The organism is Aestuariibaculum scopimerae (genome assembly GCF_059428085.1).
The window spans coordinates 1,335,194-1,362,043 of sequence record NZ_CM182089.1 but is presented as its reverse complement, the minus strand read 5'-3'; the positions used below and the strand labels follow the sequence as shown (position 1 = coordinate 1,362,043).

The 26,850-nt window shown below is 34.0% G+C and carries 22 protein-coding genes; 20 read left to right on the top strand and 2 right to left on the bottom strand.

Features of this window, described 5'->3' with window-relative positions; all coding sequences use genetic code 11:
- Positions 1 to 138: 138 nt before the first annotated feature.
- From AC5SR4_RS06055 to AC5SR4_RS06020, 8 genes are all read left to right on the top strand, one after another.
- The gene (locus tag AC5SR4_RS06055) at positions 139 to 3,546 is read left to right on the top strand and encodes a DUF4175 family protein (RefSeq protein WP_495358640.1); all 3,408 of its coding nucleotides are present in this window, start codon (positions 139 to 141) and stop codon (positions 3,544 to 3,546) included.
- The gene (gene ybeY, locus AC5SR4_RS06050; RefSeq protein WP_495358639.1) at positions 3,539 to 3,952 is read left to right on the top strand and encodes an rRNA maturation RNase YbeY; all 414 of its coding nucleotides are present in this window, start codon (positions 3,539 to 3,541) and stop codon (positions 3,950 to 3,952) included. Before AC5SR4_RS06055 ends, ybeY begins: the two co-directional genes overlap by 8 nt.
- 83 nt (positions 3,953 to 4,035) lie before the next feature.
- On the top strand, positions 4,036 to 5,907 hold the full coding sequence (gene mnmG, locus AC5SR4_RS06045) for a tRNA uridine-5-carboxymethylaminomethyl(34) synthesis enzyme MnmG (protein ID WP_495358638.1): 1,872 nt from the start codon (positions 4,036 to 4,038) through the stop codon (positions 5,905 to 5,907).
- Between the two features lie 55 nt (positions 5,908 to 5,962).
- Positions 5,963 to 6,844, top strand: a complete 882-nt coding sequence (locus tag AC5SR4_RS06040) for a class I SAM-dependent methyltransferase (RefSeq protein ID WP_495358637.1) — start codon at positions 5,963 to 5,965, stop codon at positions 6,842 to 6,844.
- A 203-nt stretch (positions 6,845 to 7,047) separates the two neighbouring features.
- The gene (locus AC5SR4_RS06035) at positions 7,048 to 7,569 is read left to right on the top strand and encodes an OmpH/Skp family outer membrane protein (protein WP_495358636.1); all 522 of its coding nucleotides are present in this window, start codon (positions 7,048 to 7,050) and stop codon (positions 7,567 to 7,569) included.
- 420 nt (positions 7,570 to 7,989) lie between these two features.
- On the top strand, positions 7,990 to 8,502 hold the full coding sequence (locus tag AC5SR4_RS06030; protein WP_495358635.1) for an RNA polymerase sigma factor: 513 nt from the start codon (positions 7,990 to 7,992) through the stop codon (positions 8,500 to 8,502).
- A 54-nt stretch (positions 8,503 to 8,556) separates the two neighbouring features.
- Positions 8,557 to 9,489 carry a FecR family protein gene (locus tag AC5SR4_RS06025; RefSeq protein ID WP_495358634.1) on the top strand — a complete coding sequence of 311 codons (933 nt, stop codon included), beginning with the start codon at positions 8,557 to 8,559 and terminating at the stop codon, positions 9,487 to 9,489.
- 58 nt (positions 9,490 to 9,547) lie between these two features.
- Complete coding sequence (locus AC5SR4_RS06020; protein WP_495358633.1) at positions 9,548 to 11,899, top strand: TonB-dependent receptor domain-containing protein; 2,352 nt, start codon at positions 9,548 to 9,550, stop codon at positions 11,897 to 11,899.
- Positions 11,900 to 11,903: 4 nt separating this feature from the next.
- On the opposite strand, the gene AC5SR4_RS06015 is transcribed toward AC5SR4_RS06020, so the two are convergent.
- Entirely contained in the window at positions 11,904 to 13,052 is a 1,149-nt protein-coding gene (locus tag AC5SR4_RS06015; protein ID WP_495358632.1) for a DNA polymerase III subunit, read from the bottom strand.
- A gap of 151 nt (positions 13,053 to 13,203) precedes the next feature.
- On the opposite strand from AC5SR4_RS06015, the gene AC5SR4_RS06010 reads away from it, so the two are divergent.
- The 4 genes from AC5SR4_RS06010 (at position 13,204) to AC5SR4_RS05995 (ending at position 18,068) form a co-directional block, all read left to right on the top strand.
- On the top strand, positions 13,204 to 14,049 hold the full coding sequence (locus tag AC5SR4_RS06010; protein ID WP_495358631.1) for a T9SS type A sorting domain-containing protein: 846 nt from the start codon (positions 13,204 to 13,206) through the stop codon (positions 14,047 to 14,049).
- A gap of 204 nt (positions 14,050 to 14,253) precedes the next feature.
- Positions 14,254 to 15,441 carry a phosphoglycerate kinase gene (locus AC5SR4_RS06005; protein WP_495358630.1) on the top strand — a complete coding sequence of 396 codons (1,188 nt, stop codon included), beginning with the start codon at positions 14,254 to 14,256 and terminating at the stop codon, positions 15,439 to 15,441.
- A gap of 108 nt (positions 15,442 to 15,549) precedes the next feature.
- Positions 15,550 to 17,070, top strand: coding sequence for a LysM peptidoglycan-binding domain-containing protein (locus AC5SR4_RS06000; protein ID WP_495358629.1), 1,521 nt, complete (start codon positions 15,550 to 15,552; stop codon positions 17,068 to 17,070).
- Positions 17,071 to 17,090: 20 nt separating this feature from the next.
- Entirely contained in the window at positions 17,091 to 18,068 is a 978-nt protein-coding gene (locus tag AC5SR4_RS05995) for a DUF4837 family protein (RefSeq protein WP_495358628.1), read from the top strand.
- 82 nt (positions 18,069 to 18,150) lie between these two features.
- Here AC5SR4_RS05995 and tatA read toward each other — a convergent pair whose 3' ends face one another.
- Positions 18,151 to 18,336, bottom strand: a complete 186-nt coding sequence (gene tatA / locus AC5SR4_RS05990; protein ID WP_495358627.1) for a twin-arginine translocase TatA/TatE family subunit — start codon at positions 18,334 to 18,336, stop codon at positions 18,151 to 18,153.
- A gap of 116 nt (positions 18,337 to 18,452) precedes the next feature.
- Between tatA and AC5SR4_RS05985 the strand changes: the two genes are divergently transcribed.
- From AC5SR4_RS05985 to rfbD, 8 genes are read left to right on the top strand one after another with little or no spacing between them, the layout of a single operon-like run.
- A complete protein-coding gene (locus tag AC5SR4_RS05985; RefSeq protein ID WP_495358625.1) occupies positions 18,453 to 19,322 on the top strand; it encodes a M23 family metallopeptidase in 870 nt (289 codons plus the stop codon).
- A gap of 3 nt (positions 19,323 to 19,325) precedes the next feature.
- Positions 19,326 to 20,819, top strand: coding sequence for a GH3 auxin-responsive promoter family protein (locus tag AC5SR4_RS05980; protein ID WP_495359164.1), 1,494 nt, complete (start codon positions 19,326 to 19,328; stop codon positions 20,817 to 20,819).
- Positions 20,820 to 20,856: 37 nt separating this feature from the next.
- On the top strand, positions 20,857 to 22,545 hold the full coding sequence (locus AC5SR4_RS05975) for a DUF6909 family protein (RefSeq protein WP_495358624.1): 1,689 nt from the start codon (positions 20,857 to 20,859) through the stop codon (positions 22,543 to 22,545).
- Positions 22,546 to 22,558: 13 nt separating this feature from the next.
- The gene (locus AC5SR4_RS05970) at positions 22,559 to 23,632 is read left to right on the top strand and encodes a hypothetical protein (RefSeq protein WP_495358623.1); all 1,074 of its coding nucleotides are present in this window, start codon (positions 22,559 to 22,561) and stop codon (positions 23,630 to 23,632) included.
- Positions 23,633 to 23,641: 9 nt separating this feature from the next.
- Positions 23,642 to 24,649 carry a dTDP-glucose 4,6-dehydratase gene (gene rfbB / locus AC5SR4_RS05965; protein WP_495358622.1) on the top strand — a complete coding sequence of 336 codons (1,008 nt, stop codon included), beginning with the start codon at positions 23,642 to 23,644 and terminating at the stop codon, positions 24,647 to 24,649.
- Between the two features lie 2 nt (positions 24,650 to 24,651).
- Positions 24,652 to 25,515, top strand: a complete 864-nt coding sequence (gene rfbA, locus AC5SR4_RS05960; RefSeq protein ID WP_495358621.1) for a glucose-1-phosphate thymidylyltransferase RfbA — start codon at positions 24,652 to 24,654, stop codon at positions 25,513 to 25,515.
- Positions 25,512 to 26,063 carry a dTDP-4-dehydrorhamnose 3,5-epimerase gene (gene rfbC / locus AC5SR4_RS05955; protein WP_495358620.1) on the top strand — a complete coding sequence of 184 codons (552 nt, stop codon included), beginning with the start codon at positions 25,512 to 25,514 and terminating at the stop codon, positions 26,061 to 26,063. Before rfbA ends, rfbC begins: the two co-directional genes overlap by 4 nt.
- The gene (rfbD, locus tag AC5SR4_RS05950; protein WP_495358619.1) at positions 26,060 to 26,845 is read left to right on the top strand and encodes a dTDP-4-dehydrorhamnose reductase; all 786 of its coding nucleotides are present in this window, start codon (positions 26,060 to 26,062) and stop codon (positions 26,843 to 26,845) included. The genes rfbC and rfbD overlap by 4 nt, the downstream gene beginning before the upstream one ends.
- Positions 26,846 to 26,850: the final 5 nt, after the last annotated feature.

Below are 26,850 nucleotides of genomic sequence, written 5' to 3'. Positions count from 1 at the left end.
GGTTTAATTTAAAATTAATTCTTGAATGTTACTTTTAACTATCAATAAAACTGATTTTGTGAACTTTTTTAGAATTCGTTTGCAAAGATACAATTAACACATTATTATATTCACTGTACTAAATAAAATTGTAGTTTAGTGAGTCATAAACCAAACATAGCATTGCTTAACTTTAAAAACATACAAAATAAGCTCGAAGCGTTTATAAAGCGATATTATTTTAATGAATTGCTTAAAGGCGCCATTTTATTTTTTGCCATTGGATTGCTATATTTCCTGTTTACGTTATTTGTAGAACATTTGTTATGGCTTAACACCAAAGCCAGGACCCTATTGTTTTGGCTGTTTGTGGTTGTTGAGGCTGGTTTGCTTTTTAAGTTTATTGTTTTGCCACTTGCAAAACTTTTCAAGCTTCAAAAAGGTATTAATTACAAAGAGGCCTCAAGGATTATTGGTAAGCATTTTCCAGAGGTTAATGACAAACTGCTCAATGTTTTACAGCTCCATGAAAATACTGCACAATCGGAGTTGCTTTTAGCTAGTATTGAGCAAAAATCGACTGAGCTAAGGCCTATTCCTTTCAAATTGGCTATTAATTTTAAGCAAAACCTTAAATATTTAAAATATGCCGCTATTCCAGTTTTGATTATTCTGCTTACATTTTTATCAGGCAACTACAACTGGTTTAGTGATAGTTACAAACGCGTTGTACACTTTAAAACAGCTTACGAACCCCCTGCGCCATTTCAGTTTTTTGTTATTAATAATAATTTGAGCACAGTAGAAAATAAGGATTTTAAACTTGATGTTAAAACCGTAGGGGAAATTATTCCAGAAAATGCTCAAATAACATTTAATAATGAAACATATTACTTAAAGCAGAAAGATGTAGGGGCCTTTGAGTATGTGTTTTCACAACCCAATACAACTATTGATTTTAGATTGAAAGCCAATAACGTTACATCAAAATTATACACACTTAAAGTTATTGATGCGCCTTCGTTATTGAGCCTTGAAATGGTTTTAGATTATCCCAATTACACTAAAAAAGCCAGTAATGTCTTAAAGAGTACAGGAAATGCAGTTGTTCCAGAGGGCACTAATGTTACATGGCGACTAAAAACAAAATCTACAGAGCAAGTTTATTTATATGCTAATGATACAACGGCTTTTTCATTAGAAAAGGACAATGAATTTAGCGCATCAAAACAACTTTTTAACAATTTGTTTTACAGTTTAAGTACCAATAACAAATACCTTAAAGATTACGAAACCTTAGCTTTTAAAATAGATGTTGTAAAAGACGAATATCCAGAAATAAATCTAAAAATGGAGGTTGATAGTTTAGATAAACAAACCCTTTATTTTTATGGACAAGCAAGTGATGATTATGGATTTAGTAAACTACAGATGGTCTATTATCCATCGGAAGATGCATCTAAATCCCAATATCAAGATTTGGATATTTCCAATTCTAATTTAACAGAGTTTATTAATGCGTTTCCCAATAATTTAAATATTGAAGCAGGTGTGCCATATTCTGTTTATTTTCAAGTATTTGATAATGACGTGGTTAACAAATACAAAAGCGCCAAAAGCGACGTATTCCATTACAGAAAACGCACCAAAGAGGAAGATGTTCAAAAAAGTCTGGAAGAGCAGAGTAAAACCATTAAGGATTTGAATAAATCGTTAAAAAATTTTGATGAACAGAATAAACAACTAGAACAACTTTCAATTAACCAAAAAGAAAAGCAAAGCCTAAACTTTAACGACAAAAAGAAGTTACAATCATTTTTAGAACGCCAAAAGCAACAAGATGAAATGATGAAGAATTTTAATAAAAAACTCAAAGAGAATATTGATAATTTTGATGATAGTAAAAAAGAAGACCCATTTAAAGAAGATTTAAAACAGCGTTTAAAAGAAAATGAAGCACAACTCCAAAAGGATGAGAAATTACTAGAGGAGCTAAAAAAACTTCAAGAACAAATTAATAAAGAGCAATTGGCCAATAGGTTAGAAGAGCTGGCCAAGCAAAACAAAAACAAAAAACGTAGTTTAGAACAATTGCTGGAATTAACGAAACGTTTTTATGTAGAAAAAAAACTGGAAAAGCTTAAGGAAGATTTAATGAAGCTTGCGATAGACCAAGAGGATTTATCAAATAAATCTGAAGACGAAAACAAAAAGGAAAAACAGGAGGGCTTAAATGAACGATTTGAGGATTTCAAGAAGCAAATAGAGGATTTAAAAAAAGAAAGTAAAACGCTAAAAAAACCTATTGATATTCCTCAAGACAAATTAGAAGAAAACGATATTCAAAAAGAACAGCATAATGCATCAGAGCTATTGGAGAAGCATGAAAAGACTCCAGATTCCAAAGATAATGACAGTGAGCACAAGGATAATCAGAATTTTAAAGACGCACAACAAAGCCAAAAAAATGCGGCTAAAAAGATGAAAAAAATGAGTCAGCAAATGCAAAACACCATGCAAGCTTCAGGCGGCGAGCAAATGCAGGAAGATGTTGAAATGCTCAGACAGATACTTGATAATTTGGTATTGTTCTCATTTGATCAAGAATCATTGATGAATGACTTTAAATCTATTGAAGAAAACCACAATAAGTATGCAAGCTATTTAAAAAGACAAAACAGTTTGAGGGCGCATTTTGAACATGTAGATGACAGTTTGTTTGCACTGTCGCTTCGACAACCTAAGCTTTCCGAAAAAGTAAATAAAGAAATTTCTGATGTTTATTACAATATAGACAAGGCATTAGATTTGTTTGCAGAAAATCAATTATATCAAGGTGTTTCCAGTCAGCAATTTACTATCACTGCAGCTAATAATTTAGCTAATTTTTTGAGTGATGTTTTAGACAACATGCAAGATAAGCTAAGTATGTCTCCCAGTAAAAATGGACAAGGCGATATGCAATTGCCCGATATTATTATGAATCAAGAACAGCTTAACAAAATGATGGAAGAGGGTATGAAAGAGAACCAAGAGGGGAAGTCCCAAAAGAAAGGGGAAGGGCAAAAGCAGTCTGATGAGGGCCAAGATTCCAAAGAAAGTAAGCAACCGGGTGAACAGGGTAATGAATCTGAGGGAGATGGCAACAGTGATAGTATAAACGGTTTGCTATATGAAATATATCAAAAACAGCAAGAGTTAAGAAACGCTTTAGAAGACAAACTGGCCAAAGAAGGTAAGAGTGGCAATGGCAATAATTTACTAAAGAAGATGGAAGATATTGAGTTGGATTTGCTTAACAAAGGTTTTACCAATCAAACACTTCAAAAAATGTTAGATTTAAAGCACCAATTACTTAAGTTGGACAATGCTGCATTTGAACAAGGTGAAGAAGAGAAGCGCGAGTCTAACACTAATGTTAACAACTTCAACAACAACACCAAGAATCAAATTCCAAACGCCAAGCAATATTTTAACAACACTGAAATTTTAAACAAACAAACACTACCTTTGCGCCCAATTTATAAGAGAAAAGTCCAAGATTATTTTAAATCCAACAATGATTAACTTTAATTACGAAGGCGATTTTAGATTAGATAACGAATTACAGTTGGCCACATGGATTCAAGATGTTATTAAATCTGAAGGGTTTAAACTAGAAGAGATCAATTATATATTCTGTGATGATGCCTATCTTCATAAATTGAATGTCGAATTTCTTAATCATGATACCTTAACTGATATTATCAGTTTCGATTACACAATAGGAAAAATTATACAAGGAGATATCTTTATATCCATTGAGCGTGTATCAGATAATGCCAAAGATTTTAAGGTAACTTTTAAGGAAGAATTACTGCGTGTTATGGTTCATGGTGTGCTTCATTATTGTGGTTATAAAGATAAGCTTGATAGTGATGCTAAGCTTATGCGAATGAAGGAAGATTTATATCTAAAGCGACTAATTGCTTAATATCCACTATTTCGCTGTATATTTGCACACTAAAATTTTTAAATTAATCATGTTCCACGTGGAACAAGTAAGATGAGAGTGATATGTTTAACGATGTTTATGATGTTATAGTTGTTGGTGCAGGCCATGCGGGCAGCGAAGCAGCTGCGGCTGCGGCAAACATGGGTAGTAAAACATTGCTTATTACAATGAATCTGCAGAACATAGCACAAATGTCCTGCAATCCGGCTATGGGCGGCATTGCTAAAGGACAGATAGTAAGGGAGATTGATGCTTTGGGTGGCTATAGCGGTATTGTATCAGACACTTCAGCTATACAGTTTAAAATGCTTAATAAGTCCAAAGGGCCTGCTATGTGGAGTCCAAGGGTGCAGAGTGATAGAATGCGTTTTGCGGAAGATTGGCGACTCCTTTTAGAAGGCACTCCCAATCTTGATTTTTACCAAGAAATGGTGGCTGGTTTAATAGTAGAGAAAGATAAAGTAGTTGGCGTTAAAACGTCTCTTGGCGTTAAAATAAAGTCCAAGACAGTTGTTTTAACGAACGGAACCTTTTTAAACGGTTTGATACATATTGGTGACAAAAACTTTGGAGGGGGAAGAGCAGGCGAAAAAGCCGCAACAGGAATTACAGAACAGTTAGTGGAATTAGGGTTTGATTCTGGGAGAATGAAAACTGGAACACCACCACGTGTAGATGGAAGGTCTTTAGATTATTCTAAAATGATAGAACAACCCGGAGATGATAATCCCGAGAAGTTCTCGTATTTAGACATCACTAAACCGTTAGAAAATCAACGTTCGTGTTATATGACATATACCAGTGAAACGGTGCATGATTTGTTGCGAGAGGGATTTGATAGATCGCCCATGTTTAACGGACGTATTAAAAGTATTGGGCCACGATATTGTCCATCAATAGAGGATAAAATTAACCGATTTGTAGAAAAAGACAGGCACCAATTATTTGTTGAGCCAGAAGGTTGGAACACTGTTGAGGTTTATGTTAATGGGTTTTCAACTTCACTGCCAGAAGATGTACAGTACAAAGCATTACGTTCTGTAAAGGGTTTTGAAAATGTTAAGTTTTTTAGACCAGGCTACGCTATCGAATATGACTATTTTCCGCCAACGCAATTAAAGCATACTCTGGAAACTAAACTAGTAAAAGGGTTATATTTTGCTGGTCAAATTAACGGAACCACTGGCTATGAAGAAGCTGCTTCGCAAGGTATAATGGCGGGGATTAATGCCAGTTTACAGGTTCAACAAAAAGATGTATTTACTTTAAAAAGAGATGAGGCCTATATAGGAGTTTTAATAGATGACTTAATCACTAAGGGCACAGAAGAGCCCTATAGAATGTTTACGTCAAGGGCCGAATATAGAACGTTGCTGCGGCAAGATAACGCCGATCTACGTTTAACACCCAAGGGTTATGAATTAGGTTTGGCCAGTGAAAAGCGCTTACGTAGAATGGAAGAAAAGCATAATAAAGCTGAAAAGTTTGTTGGTTTTTTTGCCAAAACGAGCATTAAGCCAGAGGTAGCTAATCCAGTTTTAGAATCAAAAGAATCATCTCCCATAAAGCAATCTGATAAGATGTTTAAGATTTTTTCTAGGCCAAATATTACTATTGAGGATATGCGTAAATTTGATACTGTTGAAGATTATATAAATCGTAACAATTTAGACAGAGAAATTATTGAGCAGGCTGAGATTCAAGTTAAATACTCTGGATATATTTCAAAAGAAAAGAATAATGCAGATAAACTTAGCAGGTTGGAATATGTAAAAATACCTGAAAATTTTGATTACTCTCAAATAAAATCCATGAGTTTAGAAGCAAGGGAGAAGCTTAAAAAAATACAGCCAACAACGGTTTCTCAAGCGTCAAGAATTAGTGGTGTTTCACCAAATGATATTTCAGTTTTGTTGGTTTATATGGGGAGATAATTTTTAAGTTCCACGTGGAACATTTGTAAATTTATTAAAATCACGCTTTAAATAAGTGGCAAAAAACATCATCCAAAACGTCTATTTAAAAGTAAAAGACCACTCCGTTTCAGGCGAAGAATTTGAGCTAATTCATAATCCCGAATATGGTTTTTTGGAAACAGTGCCACAACCGGCAGTAACCCAATTGGCTGCCTATTATAAAAGCGAAGATTACATTTCGCACACAGATTCTAAACGTAATTTATTTGAAAACGTATATCATTTGGTTAGGAAAATTTCACTTCAAAAGAAATTAAAACTCATCAATTCGTTTCAAACAGAAACAAAACACCTTTTAGATATAGGATGTGGTACAGGCGATTTTTTACAAGTTGCCCAACAAAACCATTGGGATGTGGTAGGAGTGGAACCTAACCATAAAGCTAGGGCGATTGCCAATAAGAAAACGCAAAACGCTGTTTATGATACAGAGACGCTTTTTAATTTACAAGCTGCCACCTTTGATGTAATAACTCTTTGGCATGTGCTAGAACATTTGCCAGATTTAAACAAACAAATTCACACCTTTAAAAGATTATTAAAACCCGATGGAGTATTGGTGATAGCTGTTCCCAATTATAAAAGCTATGATGCACAACATTACAAATCATTTTGGGCGGCCTACGACGTTCCAAGACACCTTTGGCATTTTAATAAAGCTTCTATTTCTAAATTGATACAAAAAGTTTCTTTGCAGGTTATAAAAATAAAACCCATGTTTTTTGACGCTTTTTATGTTAGCCTGCTTTCAGAAAAATATAAAAGTGGACGCATGAATGTATTTAAAGCTTTTATGATTGGTTTTATTTCAAATCTCATTTTCTTTAAAACCAATGAGGCTTCGTCACATATTTACGTCATCAAAAGCCCAAAAATTAAATTACAAAGCGAATAAAGCGCTTTTGCAGACAAAGCAGGGAAATCCTTTGTCAATTTCTTTTACAGCGTTAAATCGCTTAAAAACCATGCGCAATCAATAGTAAATAATTATTTAAAAATATTAATCCATAAATTTTAATTATATATTAAAATCAAACTAAATAATATATTAATTATGCTTTACTTTATTACATTTGTTCGAATTAATAAAACAAACAAATGAAAAATATAATTTATGTAGTTGCTTTAGCCTTGGCACTAACCTCATGCCAAAAACCAGCTAAAATTGGATTTGTAAATAACAGTACTGTTGTAAACGATTATCAAGAGAAAAAAGATATTGAAGCAAAATACCAAACTAAAGACGAAGCTTTTAGAAAAAGAGCCGATAGCATAGGAAAAGCATTCCAGCAAGAAGTAAAAGAAGCTCAACAAACAGCCCAAAGGTCATCACAAACAAAGGCGCAGGAACTCATGGGAAGCCTACAGCAAAAGCAACAGCAATTGCAACAACAAATGCAATACGAACAGCAAGAATTGCAACAAGCTTTTCAAACAGAAATAGACTCTGTTATTAGTAAAGTAAAAACATTTGTTAACGAATATGGTAAGAGCAATGGTTACACCTATATTTTAGGAACAAGCGATGTGTCTTCTACAGTTATGTACGGCACTGATGAAAATGATTTAACCACCGTAATACTTGATGCATTAAACCAAGCTTACAAAAAAGAGCAATAGGACTTCAGTATAGAAAAATATTTTATTTGATAAAAGCCTTATAATTGTAAGGCTTTTTTTGTTGGGAATTTTAAGGTTTAAGTTAAAAAAATAATTTGCGACAAAGGCTTACTGATTGGGGACAAGCTTTGTCGCAAATTTAGCTAACACAACCTAAAAAAAGCAACACCGCTTCAATTAATTTAAACCAAATCATCAAATTTAATTTTTACAGGTATTACTAACCATAAACGCAGGTAAGTTTATGTAAATCAGGGTGTTTGGGGCAATTTGGGGCTTTCGGGGCTAATAACAACTATGTTATTTTATGGGGCATAAACATCATAGTTTATATATATAACAGTTAAAAAAGAAAACACCCTACTTATTTGTTTAATTTTTTTAATTTTGATTTATTAGCCTTGCGTATTATTTGCATTTATGAATAATGAATCTAAATCCGTGTGTGAACAGCGTAACTACGAAGAGCTGTTCAATACACATTCAAAAACCCTATATAATTTTATATATTATAAATGTGGTGACAAGCAGCAGGCTGAAGATATTGTACAGGATGCTTTCATTAAACTATGGGATAACTGTTCCAAGGTTTTGTTTACTAAAGCCAAATCTTATTTATACACAGTAGCAAGAAATCTTTTTTTAAATGAAATGAACCACAAGAAGATTGTCCTAAAGCACCAATCTATTCCTGTGGGCAAAAGCACGAATGAGTCACCAGAATTTTTATTGGAAGAACAAGAGTTTATGGAACGGCTAAAAAAAGCTATAGCAGACTTGCCAGAAAAACAACGCGAAGTTTTTTTGTTAAGCAGGATTGATAATAAAAAATATTCAGAAATAGCAACAATAACAGGAATCTCTGTTAAAGCTGTAGAAAAGCGAATGAGTTTGGCTTTAATTGCACTTAGAGAAAAATTAGGTGATATTTAAAGTAGGGTAAAATAAAAATAAACTGTTTAATTATTACATGAACAATTTAAAAAGATGGATAAATATATTAAAGACAATACTTTTTTAGCTCGATGGATTGCCGGAGAATTAACTCCCGAAGAGCTAGAAAAGTTTAAAAAATCTGATGATTATCCAGTTCTTAGTAAAATTAATGTAGCGTCCCAAAATCTAAAAGCTCCTACTTTTAACAATCAAGCGCTATTAAGTAAACTAAAAGAACTAAATAACACAAAGACCCAAACCAAAGGAAAAGTTATAAAACTTGTTCCTAATTGGGTGTATGCGGCGGCGGCTGTGGTTATTGCACTTGGGATATTTTACATTACAACCATGCGATCGCATTTTCAAACTGGGTTTAGAGAGCAATTGGCCGTAGTGCTTCCTGACAATTCCACAGTTAAACTCAATGCCAATACACAGTTAGATTACAAAACATTGAATTGGAAATCCAATAGAGAGTTAAAACTGGATGGTGAAGCTTTTTTTGATGTTGAAAAAGGGCAATCTTTTAAGGTCGTTACCGATGAAGGCCTTGTAGAAGTGCTAGGTACTGAGTTTAATATTATAGCTAGAGACGCCTATTTTGAAGTGCAATGTATGGAAGGAAAAGTAAAAGTATCCAGCACTTATTTAAATAAACATGTAATTCTTTTACCTGGAAAAGCAGTAAGGATATTAAACAATGCTATAGAAGAATGGGATTTCGCGTTAAGTGAATCTAACTGGACGTTAGGTGAAAGCACATTTGTTAATACTCCAATAGACCAAGTATTAAAAGCGCTGGAAAACCAGTTTGAAATTAAGTTTGATAAGTCAAATATTAACACAAATAAGCGTTTTACTGGAGCTTTTACACACCAAGATTTAAAACTAGCTTTAAAAACGGTTATGGCCCCTATGGGCATGTTTTATACCCTCGACAAAGAAAAAGATATTATTCTTCTTAATTCAAGTAACAATAACTAAATAATTTAGTTATATTAACCCAACTTTAGGAGTTACTTGAATTAACCAAGAATAGTAAATGAAATGTAAAATAGTAATTTTATTTTTCCTCTTTTCGTTATGTACAACGGCTCAAGAAAGAATAACGTTAAGCTATTCTAACGAAACATTAAATCAGGTTTTCTTAGATCTGGAAAAAAGGTTTAACATTAAATTTTCTTTCAATTCCGAATTGGTAAATGATCGGTTTGTAAATCTAAACCTTAATCAAGTCACTTTAGAAGATGCCTTATTGGCTATAGAAGATCAACTTTCCATTACATTCAAAAAAGAATCAGAACGTTACTATACTGTAAAAAGTAAGCGTATTCGGTTAACGGATACCCAAGAGTTAGAAGAAGTGTTGATAGAAGAGTATTTAACCCCTGGAATTAGTAAAAAAAATGAAGACACTTCCATTTCGCTTTCCCCCAAAAAAATGGAAATACTACCTGAACTAACCGAGCCAGATGTTTTGCAAAGCATTCAATTGATACCCGGTGTACAAAGTCCAACAGAGACAGCATCAGGACTATTTATTAGGGGCGGAACCCCTGACCAAAACCTAATACTTTGGGATGGAATAAAAATGTATTATTCAGGGCATTTTTTTGGGACCATTTCAGCATTCAACCCTTATATAACAGATGAAATTAAATTATATAAAAATGGCACCAGAGCAAAATATGGGAATAGAATATCTGGGGTTATAGATATTGCCTCAAGCAGTGATATTCCCAATGCGATAGAGGGAGGCTTTGGTTTTAATATGACACATGCCGATGCGTATTTAAAAGTACCATTAGCAAAATCAGTTGGTGTTATGGTGTCTGCAAGACGCTCTATTACCGATGTTATTAGCACGCGAACCTTTAAAAACTTATCCAAAAGAGTTTTTCAAGAAACAAAAATTTCTGAAGGCAATAAGGTCTTTGAAGATGATGAAGTAACAACAACAAAAGACTTATTTTATTTTACCGATTTCACTGTAAAAGCAATAGTAAAATCAAATGAAAACAATGAATTTACCATAAGTAACTTATACACAAAGAATAAATTAGATTATGGGTTTTTAATTGAGGCTTATGACGAGGCTTCACAAGACAAATTAGAAATAATTAATCAGGGAACAAGTTTTAACTGGAACCATAAATACAATAATGCTTTTTCGCACCAATTTAGCGTTTACAATTCTAGTTTCGACTTAGAATATTTGGGCACCAATAGTATTACAGATGAATTTAATGATGCTTTGGGAAAACAAAATGAGATTGATGATTTTGGCTTTTCATTTGATACCAATTGGCATATGAGTAGTCCAACAACAATTGGTTTGGGGTATCAATATTCTACAAACAAAGTTGAATATGGGCTAAGCTTTACTGATAGTGAAAGCCCTGAGGATAGCTTTAACGAAAATAATATGGAAACGAATAATATACATGCTCTTTATTTGGATTACCAATTCAAAGAAAATAAGAAGCTGTTTGTAAATGCAGGACTAAGAGCCAATTATTTTTCAATATTGAATAAACTATTCATTGAACCCAGACTGCAATTAGAAACGTATTTAAATTCGAATTTCAGATTAAAATTTTCAGGAGAAAGTTTGCATCAAACAGTAAGCGAAGTTGTTGAGTTTAATACACAAGAGTTTGGTTTAGAAAATCAGATATGGGTATTATCCAATGGCGAAGATATACCCGTTCTTAAAAGTGCACAATTAACGGCAGGGGTTATATTTGAGCAAAGAGGCTGGAATATAGATGTAGAAGGGTTTTATAGAAACATAAGAGGGCTAACGTCATTTACATTGGGTTTTGACAATATTAATGATTTCTTTTCAATTGGAAAAAGTAATGTTTTGGGAGTGGATGTCCTTATAAAAAAGAAAGTTAAAAAGTATCGTACATGGTTGAGTTATTCAATGATGAACAATGATTTTACCTTTGATGCCATTAATAATGGAGAAAAATTCTCTGGGAATACGGATATAACACATCATTTAACTTGGTCTCACACCTATGAATGGGACCATTTTAACCTGTCTTTGGGGTGGAACATTAGAACAGGCATACCCTACACAAGCGCAACAGGCGTAACCGAAACATCTGAAGGGACTATTATTAATTATGAAAAAACAAATGGTACCCGATTGCCAAGTTATGATAGACTGGATATTTCTGCTACGTATAAATTCAATATTTCCAAAAATAAAAAGTGGAAAGGAAAATTAGGGGCTTCTGTTTTAAATCTATATAGCAAGAAGAATTTATTAAGTCGTACTTATGAAATAAGGCAAAGTACTACAGATGACAGCTATGTTCTGGGGGAAATAAACAAGACTTCATTAGGACTTACGCCTAATCTTGTTTTTAGATTGGAATTTTAACATGTTATTTTTTGTGAAGCAAACGGGTAAGTTTGATAGATAAATCTGTTAAGATGATTTTGGAATTTCCATTGCGCTCTATATGATAAATGGCATCTTGCAATTCATCACTAATTTCCAAAATATTATTGCCATGAACAAAAGGCGCAAAATTTTCTAACTTAAAAGTATCGGTTTTGGGTTCTAAAAACACCAATTCGTTAGCATTATAATTAAGTAATAAGGCCTGCCTGAAAAAGTCTAAACAAAAGTTAAGAAATTGTTTTTGTGTTTCCCGCCCTGTTTTGGCAATATCCTCGCTCCAAGATATTAAATCATGAATGGCCGCTTTGTTGCCTTTGGCTTTAAAAGCGCTGCGGATCCAGAAAATAAACCATTCTTCAAACTGTAAATCTTCAGAATCTTGATATACCAAATCACAAGCTTTATTGTAATTTCCATTGGCTTGGTGAGCTATTTTTGTGGCAATAGTACTATTTAAGTCGTAATTCTTTATCAGTGCATCCTTTATAACATCTTCAGCTAATGGCGGAAAGTGAAGTATTTGGCAACGCGATTTTATAGTATTTATAATTTGCTCTTCATCCTCAGCAATTAAAATAAAAATCGTTTGGTTGGGTGGTTCTTCAATAAGTTTTAAGAGTTTGTTGGCACAGGCGGTATTCATTTTTTCTGCCATCCAAATAATCATGACCTTATAGCCACCTTCATAGGATTTTAAGGATAATGATTTCACGATATCTTGCGCCTCATCAACCCCAATTTGCCCCTGTTTATTATCAACACCCAATAATTTATACCAATCAAATAAATTGCCATAAGGTTGCTCTTTTAGAAGTTGACGCCATTCCACGAGATAATGGCTGGAAACAGGATGGCTTTTAACCTTATCACTTGTAGTAACAGGAAATGCAAAATGTAGATCAGGATGGGAAAAATTCTTGAACTTTAAATTACACGAGTCATTACCAGAGCTATTTTCACCATTGGAATTGTTGCACAGTATGTATTGCGCATAGGCTATAGCCATAGGAAGTGTTCCACACCCTTCATGACCAACAAATAATTGAGCATGCGGAATTCTTTCATTATCAACACTTTGAGTTAAGTGTTTTTTTATGTGATCTTGACCAAGAATATCTTCAAATAACATAGAGCAAATATACTAGAATAGATATATCTAAGCGCATTAAGACTAAATAAAAGGCGGATTATCGAATTTAATAGGAACTAACTTTTATTTTACCATAAATTTGAGTTCCCTCACAAAGTTATTCGTTTTAATTATTCTAAAAATTAAAATTATGAGTAAAACCAAGATAACGGTTTTTTTACTTCTAATAGCTGTATTTTACTTAAATGCGCAAGGGGTAAAGCAGGGATTTGATGATGGCGGCGACAATTGGTCGTTTACATCAAATATTCCATTCTACTCTATGAATAACGGAACAGATTTATGGAAAGCATTATCTGTAGCAAATGGAAGAGTTCCAGGTGCTTTCTCTGGGCCATCTTATTTAGCAGGAAGAGATTTAGACAACGATTATTCTGAATTAATAACAGGCATACCCGCTCCAGAACACATACTTATGTTTGCTCCAGTACATATAAACGGATTTGGAGCTGAAATATCTTTTCGCGTAAATTATGTTGGATTAGATTCTGAAGACTATATATATTTTGAAGTAACTTATGACAATGGATCTTCTTGGGAAGCTTGTAACTATACAGAAAATATTTTTAAAACAACACAAACGGGACATTTTAATTCCAATGGTTGGAAAGAGATTAGTTATAATGTTCCTTCAGGCCATGAATATGTAAGATTAAGACTGGTAGTATATCAAAATGGGAATGCTTATTTAGGGTTTGATGATTTTGAACTAAAGATGACTACCTTATCTAACAAGCATAATGTTATTGATGGTTTTTCTTTTGGTCCGAATCCAACTAGAAATTTTTTAAAATTAAGAGCAAATAAAGTGCTTAGCAGGGTTACAATTTATAATGTTTTGGGTAAAGAAATAACTAGCATTAAAGGAAACTCCAAAGAAATGCAGATAACCTTGGAAAACCTAAATAATGGAATCTATTTAGCTAAAGTTGAGTCTGGAACGTTATCTCAAACAATAAAAGTCATTAAAAAATAAGGGCTTAGCAATCCTTTTTCCAAAACCCAATAACACATAATATTCTAATTTATGTGATGGTTTTTCAAACTTTCAACAGAAAAACACAAATAAAAACAGCTTTTCATAAAATATTTAAAACTTCAATCGTTTTCGTTAAAAAGGGATTTAAAACCTGTTTTTAATTAATTACATTTGTGGAACAAATTTGTTAATATTAAAAGGATGAAAACGCTAAAAGACTTCAATTTTAAAAATAAAAAAGCACTGATACGAGTAGATTTTAATGTTCCGTTGAATGATAAATTTGAAGTAACAGATGCCACTAGAATAGTATCGGCAAAACCAACCATTATTAAAATTTTAGAAGATGGGGGAAGCTGTATTTTAATGTCACATTTAGGGCGTCCTAAAGGCGTTCAAGATGAGTTTTCATTACGCCATATTGTTGAAGAAGTTGAAAACATTTTAGGGGTTGAAGTAAAATTCATTGATGAGTGTGTAGGCGACAAAGTTGAAGCAGCAACCAAAAACTTAGAGCCGGGACAAGTTCTATTATTGGAAAATTTACGCTTTCATAAAGAAGAAACGGCTGGCGACAAAGTATTTTCAGAACAACTATCAAAATTAGGGGATATTTATGTAAATGATGCCTTCGGTACAGCACATAGAGCACATGCCTCAACAACTATTGTTGCAGGGTTTTTTCCAGAGAATAAATGTTTTGGATACCTATTAGCGCAAGAAATAGAAAGTATTGATAAAGTACTAAAAACTGGAGAAAAACCTGTATTAGCAATTCTTGGAGGGGCCAAAGTTTCTTCAAAAATAACCATTATAGAGAATATTCTAGATAAGGTTGACCACCTTATTATTGGTGGCGGAATGTCGTTTACCTTTATAAAAGCACAAGGCGGAAAAGTTGGGGACTCCATTTGCGAAGATGATAAACAAGAATTAGCGTTGAACATATTAAAACAAGCTAAGGAGAAGGGTGTAAAAGTACATTTACCAGTTGATGTTGTTGCTGCGGATGCTTTTAGCAATAATGCCAATACTAAAGTTGTAGACATTAAAGAAATTCCAGATGGTTGGCAGGGGTTGGACGCTGGTCCTGAATCCATTAAACGTTTTGATGAAGTTGTAATGCAATCCAAAACGATACTTTGGAACGGTCCTTTAGGCGTTTTTGAAATGGAAACCTTTGCTAATGCCACCATTGAATTAGGGAATTCCATTGCTGAAGCAACAAAAAACGGTGCTTTTTCACTAGTTGGTGGAGGCGATTCCGTTGCAGCAGTAAAACAGTTTGGTTTTGAAGATAAAGTTAGCTATGTAAGTACTGGAGGTGGCGCTATGCTAGAAAGTTTAGAAGGGATTGTCCTGCCTGGAATAGCAGCAATTTTGGAATAAATTAAATTAAGTTTTTAAATTAACTTAAAAAATACGATTTTAGCCATAATATCGTTCAATAACAAATGAATAGATTTTATGGCTTTTCGGTTTTTTATAATGATTTTCATGTTTTGGTTTGCTACAGGGTTTTCGCAAACAAAAGACACTATCCCCCCCCAAAGTGAAAAGCTTAAAGATTCTTTGGTTGATGGCAATACCATTCTAACTAAAAAAATCATGGCACAAGCAGATACTGTTTTGTTAAAAAAAGTAGAAGACAACCTGTTTGCCGCCAATTTAGATGAAAAATGGCTTGAAGAACTCTACAGCAATGCACTTTATGATACCATTTATAATACTGTTACAAACCTTACTTTTGAAGATATTGATTACCCAGAACTTTCTACAGAATTATTAAAAACAAGATTGGTACAACTAAATGCCAAAACACCATTTAATGTTGAATATAATCCAGGATTGGAGAGTGTTATAAAATCCTATTTAAAAAACAGAAGAGAATCGCTGCAAAGACTTATTAACTTAAGTGCGTTTTATTTTCCAATGTTCGAACGCGAATTGGACAACTATAACTTACCACTAGAAATTAAGTATTTAGCCATAGTAGAATCTGCATTAAAGCCAAGGGCTAAATCCAGAGTAGGAGCTACAGGCTTATGGCAATTTATGTTCAGCACAGGCAAAATGTATGGCTTAGACGTGAGTAGCTATGTAGATGAGCGTAGTGACCCAATAAAATCTACAGAAGCTGCAGCAAAGTATTTGTCAAAGCTTTATGAAATTTTTGGTGATTGGGATTTAGCTCTCGCTGCCTATAACTCAGGACCAGGTAATGTTACTAAAGCAATTAGAAGATCTGGGGGATATCAGAATTATTGGAACATAAGGCACCATTTACCAAGGGAAACAGCTGGATACTTACCTGCATTTTTAGCCACTATGTATATTTTTGAATATGCCGAAGAGCACGGATTTAAAAACATTAAACCAGATGTGGCCTATTTTGAAACAGATACCATTCGTGTTAAACAAATGATAACCCTAGATCAAATTTCAGAAGTTACTGGGGTAACTATGGAAGAACTTCAGTTTTTAAACCCATCCTATAAGTTAGATATTATTCCGTTTATAGAAGATGAAAATTATACCATACGCTTACCCAAAAGCGTTGTTGGCGATTTTGTGACCAATGAAGACCAAATATATGCATTTGCCAAAGCAGAATTTGATAAGCGAGAAAAGCCATTGCCACAATTTTTTGAGGCAGATACAAAAGTAACATATAGAGTAAAAGCAGGAGATTTTTTAGGTAGAATAGCAAGACGATATGGGGTTAGAGTAAGTCAAATAAAACAATGGAATGGCTTAAGAAGCAATGATATAAGAATAGGGCAGCGATTAACCATATATCCACGTAAACCACATATAGCCTCAAACCCATCAGTAAACAACGCGCCACCAACGCCCACTTCAGGTAATATTATAACCTATACGGTTAAGAGCGGAGACACTTTATGGGGTATCTCTAAAAAATTTCCTGGTGTTTCCATTCAAAATATTAAAGATTGGAACGGTATTAGTGGTAATAATTTAAAACCAGGAATGAAACTTAAAATATCTAAAGGCTAGTTCCCAAAATTAATTAAATTATGCGAAACATTCTTTTTCTAGCAGCTATATTATTTATGACTTCCTGTGGGGAGAAAAAATCATCAAAAAAAAGCAGATTCATTTTAGACTCCTCTGGTAGTATTAACAACGTTTCAGTAGTTGTAAGTAATGAATTGTGGGATGGTAGCGTTGGTGAAACCATAAGAAATGTTCTTACAGCACCCATATATGGTTTGCCGCAAGACGAACCTACATTTACTTTAAGCCAAATACCTCCTTCGGTTTTTTCAGGGTTCGTCACAAAAAATAGAACCATTCTAAAAATAGAGTCTGGTAAAGAGGCTTCTATAGATGTTTCAAATAATGTTTACGCACAGCCCCAAAAAGTTATTGTTATTTCCGGGAAAACAAGACAAGAGATTATAAATATAATTAAAGAGAATGCTTCGAAAATAGTTGAGACATTTAGAAATGAAGAGTTGACAGAGCGGCAACGGCAAATGGCCAAATCTCCACATGATTATAAATCTATCCATGAAAAATTGGGTTTGACCATTCAGTTTGCCTCCATATATAGAATTGCCAAAGAAACAGATAATTTCTTTTGGATTAGAAAAGACATTACAACAGGTACCAGTAACTTAATGATATATGAATTGCCAATTCATGCCATAAAAAGAAACGATAGTATTGTAAATCAAATTATAAGAATTAGGGATTCCATTGGTAAAGCACATATCGAAGGAGCTATTGAAGGCACTTATATGGTTACTGAAAATGCTTATACACCATTTTTTGCTGAAACGATTGTAGACAATAAACCAGCTTTTGAAACAAAAGGTATTTGGGATTTAAAAAATGGGTTCATGGGCGGGCCATTTATTAATTATGCTATCGAAGATAAGATTAATAATCGTTGGGTGGTTATAGAAGGTTTTGCTTTTGCACCATCAGTTGAAAAGCGTGATTATATGTTAGAGCTCGAATCCATCATTAAATCGGTTAAAATAGATTAAGCTTCTACAAAATCACTAAAAATAAAAAAGACCAACATTAATTTAATATTGGTCTTTTTTTATATACAAGATAAAGGCGAATTTATTCTTTTTTATCGTCTTTTTTATCACCGTCTTTACTAGCATCCTTAAACTCTTTAATGCCACTTCCAAGCCCTCTCATTAATTCAGGGATTTTTTTTCCTCCAAATAACAACAGAATCACCACAACAATTAATATAATCTGTGGCGCCCCAATCATTCCTAAAAATATACTTAATGATACCATAATTCCTAATTTTGTTATGCAAAGTTAATAATTAAAGTTTAATAATATCGTTTTAGGCATAACTTTAGCATAAAGCAAACAAGTCTTGCAATAATTTTAATTAATTTTGTTTTAACATGAACAGCAACAGGAAAAAGCCTAAAAGAATAAAGCGAAAATTACTTGATAAGTATCGGCTGGTTATATTGAGCGAGAATACTTTTGAAGAACGCCTATCAATAAAACTAACACGATTAAATGTTTTTGTTTTAGCGTCTTTGTCGGCTATTTTATTAATTGTAATAACCTATGTTATAATAGCGTTTACGCCACTTAGAGAATACATCCCAGGATATTCATCAACGGCATTGAAAAAGAAAGCAACGGAATTGAATTATAAAACAGATTCATTGCAACAAGTTATCGCAATGAACGATAGGTATTATGCATCTATAAAAAAAGTATTAAAAGGCGATATTAGCGCCGTAGATTTTAATAAAGACTCTATTATTGAAGCTGTAAAGTTAGAAGCAAGCGAGGTGAACTTAGCACCTATTGCAGAAGACTCTCTTCTACGTGAAAAAGTTGATAAAGAAGATAAATACAACTTATTTGAATCGGCAACATCAGCATCTAATTTTGTGTTATTTCCTCCAGCCAATGGAAATATTAGCGAACCATATAATGTAAAAGAAAAACATTATGCGGTTGATATTGTTGTTGCAAAAGACACTCCAATAAAAGCCACAGCAGATGGTATTGTAATTTTTGCTGAGTGGACGGCTAGCACAGGGTATGTCATTATTATTGAACATAGCTATGGATTGATTTCGGTATATAAGCATAATAAAGCTTTAACAAAAACTCAAGGCGATTTAGTAAAAGCTGGAGAAGTAATAGCAACTGCTGGCGGTTTAGGGGAATTATCAACAGGGCCCCATTTACATTTTGAACTTTGGAACGATGGGTATCCTATAAACCCAACAAACTTTATAGATTTTAACTAGATGATGACCGTATTAAAATCTGCTTTAGCAAAATTATTTGCTTTACAAGTGCATAGAGGTATCAAAAAATGGTCTAAAAACCCTTTTAAGACTCAGGAAAAGGTGTTTCAAAATTTAATAACCCAAGCTATTAGCACGCAGTTTGGTAAAGATCACGATTTTATAAGTATAAACAGTTATGAGGATTTTGTAAAGCGTGTTCCCATTAGAGATTATGAAGCATTAAAGCCGTATGTAGAAAAAGTGGTAGCAGGCGAAGAAAACATTCTTTGGAAAGGTAAACCTTTATATTTTGCAAAAACATCAGGAACCACATCGGGTTCAAAATACATTCCAATAACCAAGGAAAGTATGCCTTCGCATGTTGAGGCAGCAAGAAACGCTATTTTGATGTACATTCATGAAACAGGGAAAAGTAAATTTGTTAATGGTAAAATGATTTTTTTACAAGGAAGCCCCATCTTAAAAGAACAGAACGGAGTACAATTAGGGCGGCTTTCAGGTATTGTGGCACACTATGTGCCCAAGTATCTTCAAAAAAACAGATTGCCCTCTTGGGAGACCAATTGTATTGAAGACTGGGAAACCAAAGTAGATGCCATAGTAGAAGAAACACTTTCTGAGAATATGACAGTCATTTCAGGAATCCCCTCATGGGTACAAATGTATTTTGAAAAATTGCAACAAAAAACAGGTAAAAAAGTCGGTGAGATATTTAAAAACTTCAACCTGTTCATTTTTGGTGGCGTCAATTATGAGCCCTATCGCGCAAAATTTGAAAACCTCATCGGTAGAAAAGTAGACAGTATTGAGTTATACCCGGCCAGTGAAGGGTTTTTTGCTTTTCAGGATAAACAGGACGATAAAGGGATGTTGCTGCAATTGAATTCCGGTATATTTTATGAATTTGTAAAAGCCGACACCTTTTTTAATAAAAACCCTGAGAGAATAACCATAAAGGATGTTGAAGTAGGGATAAACTACGTGATGATCATTTCAACCAATGCTGGACTTTGGGCCTATAACATTGGCGACACCGTACAATTTACTTCAATAAAGCCCTATAAAGTAATTGTCTCAGGTAGAATAAAGCATTTTATTTCTGCTTTTGGAGAGCATGTTATAGGAAAAGAAGTCGAACAAGCACTGCAAGATGCTGTTGTAAATACAGATATAAGCGTTTCAGAATTTACGGTGGCACCACAAATCAATCCAGAGAAAGGATTGCCATATCACGAATGGTTTATTGAATTTGAAAACGAACCAAAAGATATTGAGGCTTTGGCAAAAAGAATAGACGAGTCCCTTCAAAAACAAAACACCTATTATTTTGATTTAATACAAGGGAGGGTCTTGCAACCGTTAATTGTTAGAAAAGTAAAAAAAGGAGGCTTTGAAGCCTATATGAAATCGGTTGGAAAGTTGGGCGGACAAAACAAATTACCTAGATTGTCTAACGACAGAAAAATTGTTGAGGGATTTCCTCACATAAATTAGGCCAAATAGTATTATCTTTGACTCGAAAAAATGAAGTATGAGTAATAAAAAACATCATGAAAGAACTAGGGCCCAAGAAAGCTCAAATGCTATTGAGCGGATGTATATTACTATGCGCCATTTATTTAACAGAGGGTTTTATAAACCAATGGGTATTTCAGGAGAAACATTAAGGCAGTCTTTGTTGCTATTACGGCCAGAAATATATGGTTCCATTGGAGAAGAAAAAGCAGAACTGGAAGGCTTGCTTTACGTCATAGATCGACTACCAATTGGTATTGAAGAATGCACATTTATTAACCTAACCAGCGATGAGGGGTATGGAAATTCTCATTTTAAGCCCATAATACCAGAAAAAAGACGCCGTAATTGCTATAGAATTGATGCCGAACAAATGAATATTGAGATTACGCGGGGCAGGTCAGACATCTATGATATTCTAACGCACTTAACGTTTCTTTTTGTAGAGTCCCATAAAATAAGTTCACGTGTTTTAATAGATGAAGAAGGTACCACTACAAGAGATTGGATAAAGCTTGAAAAGGCAGTGCTATCAAAAAAGAAACTAACCCAAGATGAAAGAGAGGTAGCCATTACCCATACAGCTAATATTTTAGGAAGAACGTTTAAAGAATTAACAACCGTTTACAATCAATTTGCCACCCCAAAACAACCAGAACGATTTCTTCATATCATATATTGGCTAGGTAAATTGGCCATCGAAGAACAGGTTAATGCCAACAAACGAACCATAACCTTTAGCCCGGTATTAAGAGAGCGCATTGGGCATCATATACATGGAGAAATTTGGTCAGATACCATAAAAGACACCCTTTTTAAAAATAACCTTCTAGAAAGACCTATTCATATCATTAGTGCCAATATGCATAGTGTTATGAACACTTTGTTTGTACCAAGTGCCTTAAAAGCTTTCGAGTCCAAGAAAGACATGTTTCAACGTTACGAGTCCTTAAGTCAAAAAGAAAATGAAGCCCTGCGTAATAAAGTCACCAAAGAAGCCCTGCAACAGGGCATGATTTATATTAAAGACACATCGGGAACCAACATTGACGTTCAAATTTTTGATACTAGCAAGATAGCTGTTTCCAAAGTTGATATTAAAGTCGATGAAACTATATTAAATCAAAAAAAACCTGTTATTTTGGTTATGGACTATGCCTTTGGTGAGCAAGCCTATGAAACCATAGATGAGCTTTTAAAACCCTATAAAACCAAAGGAAAGCAAATGCATTTAAATGTCGAGTCCATATCCGTTATGGGGAAAGCCGGTATTTTAGAAGGGAAAAAAGGAGACATTATGATACCATCAGCGCATATATTTGAAGGAACGGCAGATAACTATCCTTTTAAAAACGAGCTAAAAAAAGAAGATTTAGAAAACCAAGGCGTTAATGTGTATGAAGGTGCGATGATAACCGTTTTGGGAACGTCGTTACAAAACAAGGACATTCTAAAATTCTTTTACAACTCAACATGGAGTGTGATAGGCTTGGAAATGGAAGGCGCCCATTATCAAAAGGCCATACAAGCAGCATCCAAAGTAAGAGGGAGTATTAGTCCAAATGTAAAAGTAAGATACGCCTATTATGCCAGTGATAATCCTTTAGAGACGGGAGCCACTTTAGCCTCTGGCGGTTTAGGAACCTCAGGTGTTAAACCAACATATGTTATTACAAGAAAAATATTAGAACAAATTTTCAATTAACAATCATTTAATTATGAGTAAAGATTTGCAAAAACCAGAGCAATCACAATCGGAAGAAGTTGATTTAGGACAGTTATTTAAGTTAATAGGCAATGCCTTTGATCGTTTCTTCAAATTCATAGCCAATATTTTTATTGGGCTGTTTAAAGTTATCCTATTACTATTATTACATTTCTACAAACGATTTGTGTGGTATGCAGGAGCAGTCATCATTGGTGTTATTATTGGGTTTATAATGGATAAATCTTCCGATAAAAGTTATGGCGCCAATATGTTTATTGAAACCAATTTTAATTCGGCCAGACAGGTGTATGAAAACGTCAAACAATTTCATCAATTAGCACACATAGATCATGATACTTTGGAGTTGGCCCAAAGACTGGATATCTCAACAATAGAGGCTTCCAAACTTAAAGGGTTTTATATTGAGCCCGATAAAGATGAAAACATCATAGCAGAAATGTACTCATCATTTTATGCTAGATTAGACTCCTTATCAAGAACAGAAATGACCTATGACTTATACAAAAACTCATTAACAGCCTATAATTTTAGCATTCATAAAATAGGTGTGGCCTCCACAGATAAGAACATATATAAAAAAATAGAAAAGGCCTTTGTAAATGAAATTTCTCAGAACACCTATTTAGACGAGTTGGTAAAATCAAATATAGATATACTACAAAAGAAAGAAGAAGTCCTTGCTAAACAAGTGCAAAAAACGGATTCGTTGGTAGGGGAATATTTAAAAATCAGAATTAATGAATCTCAAAAGGAGCCCATACCGGGTTCAGGTACCAACTTATATATGGGGGATGTTGAATCGGCCAGCTTAATTGTGGATGAGTCAAAAATTCTTCAACAAGGACTTAGATATGAGGACCAAAGAAGAGAGGTAGACAGTTTGATGGTTGTTCAGAAAAATGTGATTAATGTGATCGCAGATTTCCCAAAATCAGGATATGATATTAGGGAGTGGCATAACAAGATGAAGTTTTTATTGCCTTTGGTGTTGTTTGTATTGACATTAATTGTATTTACTGCAGTGGGACTTGGAAAGTATTTGGAAGCACAAAGTAAACAATAAGGGGTACAAATGACTATTTTAGTAACAGGTGGTGCGGGATTTATAGGGTCTAATTTCATACCCTATTTCTTAAACCAACATGCTGGTATTAAAATAGTGAATTTAGATAAACTCACCTATGCAGGAGATGTTTCTAATTTAAAGAACTTAGAAAATAACGACCAGTATACCTTTATTAAGGGGGATATATGTGATAGATTACTTTTAGAAAGGTTGTTTGGTGCCTATAAATTTCAAGGCGTCATTCATTTTGCGGCGGAATCGCATGTTGATAATTCCATTAAAAAGCCAGACACTTTTATTCAGACAAATGTCTTTGGAACCTTTAACCTTTTGGATGTGGCCAAAAACTATTGGATGCAATCGCCACACGTTGCAAAAGAATCCTTTAAAAAAGCCAGATTTCATCATATTTCAACCGATGAAGTATATGGAACGCTGGGTGAAACAGGATTGTTTACCGAACAAACCTCTTATGCGCCTAACAGTCCGTATAGTGCTTCCAAAGCATCATCAGATTTTTTGGTCAGGAGTTATTTTCACACCTATGGTTTAAACGTGGTGACTTCCAACTGTTCTAATAACTACGGACCCAAACAGCACGATGAAAAACTCATTCCAACTATTATTAGAAAGGCTGTAAATGGAGAAAGCATTCCAATCTATGGCAAAGGAGAAAATATAAGGGATTGGTTGTATGTTGAAGACCACTGTAATGGTATTGATTTGGTGTTTAAAAGAGGCGTTTCAGGTGAAACATACAATATTGGAGGCAACAATGAGTATAATAATCTATATATTGCAAATAGGATTTGTGATATTTTAGATGAAGTAAAACCCAAAGCAGTATCTTATAAAAATCAAATAGCCTTTGTAGAAGATCGGCCAGGACATGATTTTAGATATGCTATTGATGCTTCAAAAATAGAAAAAGCATTAGGATGGCAGGCCAAGGAAAGTTTCGAAACGGGAATCCGAAAAACCATTGCATGGTATATAAAAAAATACGATAGATAGCTATGAAAGGAATCATATTAGCAGGCGGATCAGGAACACGGTTATACCCACTCACTAAAGTGGTAAGCAAGCAACTCATGCCTGTATATGACAAACCGATGATTTATTATCCATTAACCACACTCATGAGTGCAGGCATAAAAGAGATTCTAATTATATCAACCTCAAAAGACCTTCTAAGATTTAAAGACCTTTTGGGAGATGGTACAGACTATGGTTGTGTATTTGAGTACGCCATACAGGAAGAACCTAAAGGCTTAGCTGAAGCATTTCTAATAGGAGAGCGGTTTATAGGAAATGATAGCGTAGCACTTATTTTGGGAGACAATATCTTTTATGGCTCCGGATTGAATGAAACGTTACAAGCAAGTAGTAACCCCCTAGGAGGGATTATATTTGCCTATCACGTATTAGATCCTCAAAGGTATGGGGTTGTAGAGTTTGATGCAGACAGAAAGGCGATGTCTATTGAAGAAAAGCCACTAAATCCGAAATCAAACTATGCCGTTCCGGGCATCTACTTCTATGATAACTCTGTAATTGAAATAGCCAAAAACATCAAACCCAGTAACAGGGGCGAGTTGGAAATAACAGATGTTAACAAAGCCTATCTTAACAAAGGCATGTTAAAAGTTGAAATTCTGGACAAAGGAACTGCCTGGCTAGATACAGGTACATTTGCCTCGTTAATGCAGGCCTCACAATTTGTTCAGGTTATAGAAGAACGTCAAGGTCAAAAAATAGGCTGTATTGAAGAAACAGCTTATAAAATGGGATTTATCGACAAAAAACAAGTACTTAATTTAGCCAAGCCATTGCTTAAAAGTGGTTATGGCGAATACCTTCAACAATTGGTAAAAGCATGATAGCTGAAGAAATCTATTTAAAAGGCTGCTATATTATAACACCTCAAGTTTTTAAGGACGAGCGGGGCTTTTTTTTTGAAAGCTTTAATAAAAATAAATTTAAAGCAGAAACGGGTATTAGTGTAGATTTTGTCCAAGATAACCAATCAAAGTCTTCCAAAGGCGTTTTAAGAGGCTTACACTATCAAACAGGAGCGTATGCGCAAGCTAAACTGGTTAGTGTTATTAAAGGCAAAGTATTGGATGTTTGTGTGGATATAAGGGAAGAATCTCCAACCTTCGGACAACACTTTTCAATCATTTTAGATGATAAAGAACATAAACAATTATACATGCCAAAAGGATTTGCACATGGTTTTGTGGTTTTAGAAGATGATACTGTCTTTTCCTATAAATGTGATAATTTCTATAAAAAAGACGCTGAAGCCGGTATTATATTCAATGACGAAACCTTGAATATTGACTGGAGTGTTCCAATAGAACACCTCATTATTTCCGAGAAGGATAAACAACTGCCAACATTTCAAAGTCTTTTTAAGTTAAAATGAGTAAAAGGGTATTAGTTACAGGAGCAGGAGGGCAGCTAGGCAAAACCATTGAAGAATTATATTCTAAAAATGATTCCGGTATCACATTTGTTTTTGTAACGAAAGCAGAATTAGACATTACAGATCAAGAAAAAGTCACCTCATTTTTTAAAAATAACACGTTTGATTACTGCATTAATTGTGCGGCATATACCCATGTAGAACAAGCAGAAAAAACACCTGAAATAGCCTTTAAAATAAATGCAGAAGCTGTTAAAAACCTGGTAGAGGCCAGCAATATAACTAATACCACATTAATACATATTTCAACAGATTATGTGTTCGATGGAAAAAGTGTAACACCTTACACACCGGAAGATTTACCCAATCCCATTAACGAATATGGAAAATCCAAATTACTAGGGGAGCAATACATTCAAACAGCTCTGAGAAGATATTTTATCATTAGAACTTCTTGGTTGTACAGTAAAAAATATGGAAAAAACTTTTACAGGACCATTAAGGACTTAGCGGAAACCAAAAAAGAATTATCCATAACAGCAGACCAAACAGGAAGCCCCACCAACACAGAAAGTCTGGCTAAATATATTATCGATTTATTAGTGAATGAAACCAATAAATATGGGATTAAGCATGTTACAGACGGTAAGGTTATGACATGGTATGATTTTGCAGAAGCGGTTTTAAAAGAAAACCATTTGCAGGACAAAGTCAACCTTATTAAAACAAGTGGCTATGTAACCTTGGCAAAACGTCCCAAATACTCCGTTTTATCAACTTAGCGCAA

Excerpts from the sequence above, each read along its gene's own strand:
- ybeY (WP_495358639.1), top strand. The coding sequence starts at position 3,539 with ATGATTAACTTTAATTACGAAGGCGATTTTAGATTAGATAACGAATTA.
- mnmG (WP_495358638.1), top strand. The coding sequence starts at position 4,036 with ATGTTTAACGATGTTTATGATGTTATAGTTGTTGGTGCAGGCCATGCG.
- AC5SR4_RS06035 (WP_495358636.1), top strand. The coding sequence starts at position 7,048 with ATGAAAAATATAATTTATGTAGTTGCTTTAGCCTTGGCACTAACCTCA.
- AC5SR4_RS06030 (WP_495358635.1), top strand. The coding sequence starts at position 7,990 with ATGAATAATGAATCTAAATCCGTGTGTGAACAGCGTAACTACGAAGAG.
- AC5SR4_RS06025 (WP_495358634.1), top strand. The coding sequence starts at position 8,557 with ATGGATAAATATATTAAAGACAATACTTTTTTAGCTCGATGGATTGCC.
- AC5SR4_RS06020 (WP_495358633.1), top strand. The coding sequence starts at position 9,548 with ATGAAATGTAAAATAGTAATTTTATTTTTCCTCTTTTCGTTATGTACA.
- AC5SR4_RS06015 (WP_495358632.1), bottom strand. The coding sequence starts at position 13,052 with ATGTTATTTGAAGATATTCTTGGTCAAGATCACATAAAAAAACACTTA.
- AC5SR4_RS06010 (WP_495358631.1), top strand. The coding sequence starts at position 13,204 with ATGAGTAAAACCAAGATAACGGTTTTTTTACTTCTAATAGCTGTATTT.
- AC5SR4_RS06005 (WP_495358630.1), top strand. The coding sequence starts at position 14,254 with ATGAAAACGCTAAAAGACTTCAATTTTAAAAATAAAAAAGCACTGATA.
- AC5SR4_RS06000 (WP_495358629.1), top strand. The coding sequence starts at position 15,550 with ATGTTTTGGTTTGCTACAGGGTTTTCGCAAACAAAAGACACTATCCCC.
- AC5SR4_RS05995 (WP_495358628.1), top strand. The coding sequence starts at position 17,091 with ATGCGAAACATTCTTTTTCTAGCAGCTATATTATTTATGACTTCCTGT.
- tatA (WP_495358627.1), bottom strand. The coding sequence starts at position 18,336 with ATGGTATCATTAAGTATATTTTTAGGAATGATTGGGGCGCCACAGATT.
- AC5SR4_RS05985 (WP_495358625.1), top strand. The coding sequence starts at position 18,453 with ATGAACAGCAACAGGAAAAAGCCTAAAAGAATAAAGCGAAAATTACTT.
- AC5SR4_RS05980 (WP_495359164.1), top strand. The coding sequence starts at position 19,326 with ATGACCGTATTAAAATCTGCTTTAGCAAAATTATTTGCTTTACAAGTG.
- AC5SR4_RS05975 (WP_495358624.1), top strand. The coding sequence starts at position 20,857 with ATGAGTAATAAAAAACATCATGAAAGAACTAGGGCCCAAGAAAGCTCA.
- AC5SR4_RS05970 (WP_495358623.1), top strand. The coding sequence starts at position 22,559 with ATGAGTAAAGATTTGCAAAAACCAGAGCAATCACAATCGGAAGAAGTT.
- rfbB (WP_495358622.1), top strand. The coding sequence starts at position 23,642 with ATGACTATTTTAGTAACAGGTGGTGCGGGATTTATAGGGTCTAATTTC.
- rfbA (WP_495358621.1), top strand. The coding sequence starts at position 24,652 with ATGAAAGGAATCATATTAGCAGGCGGATCAGGAACACGGTTATACCCA.
- rfbC (WP_495358620.1), top strand. The coding sequence starts at position 25,512 with ATGATAGCTGAAGAAATCTATTTAAAAGGCTGCTATATTATAACACCT.
- rfbD (WP_495358619.1), top strand. The coding sequence starts at position 26,060 with ATGAGTAAAAGGGTATTAGTTACAGGAGCAGGAGGGCAGCTAGGCAAA.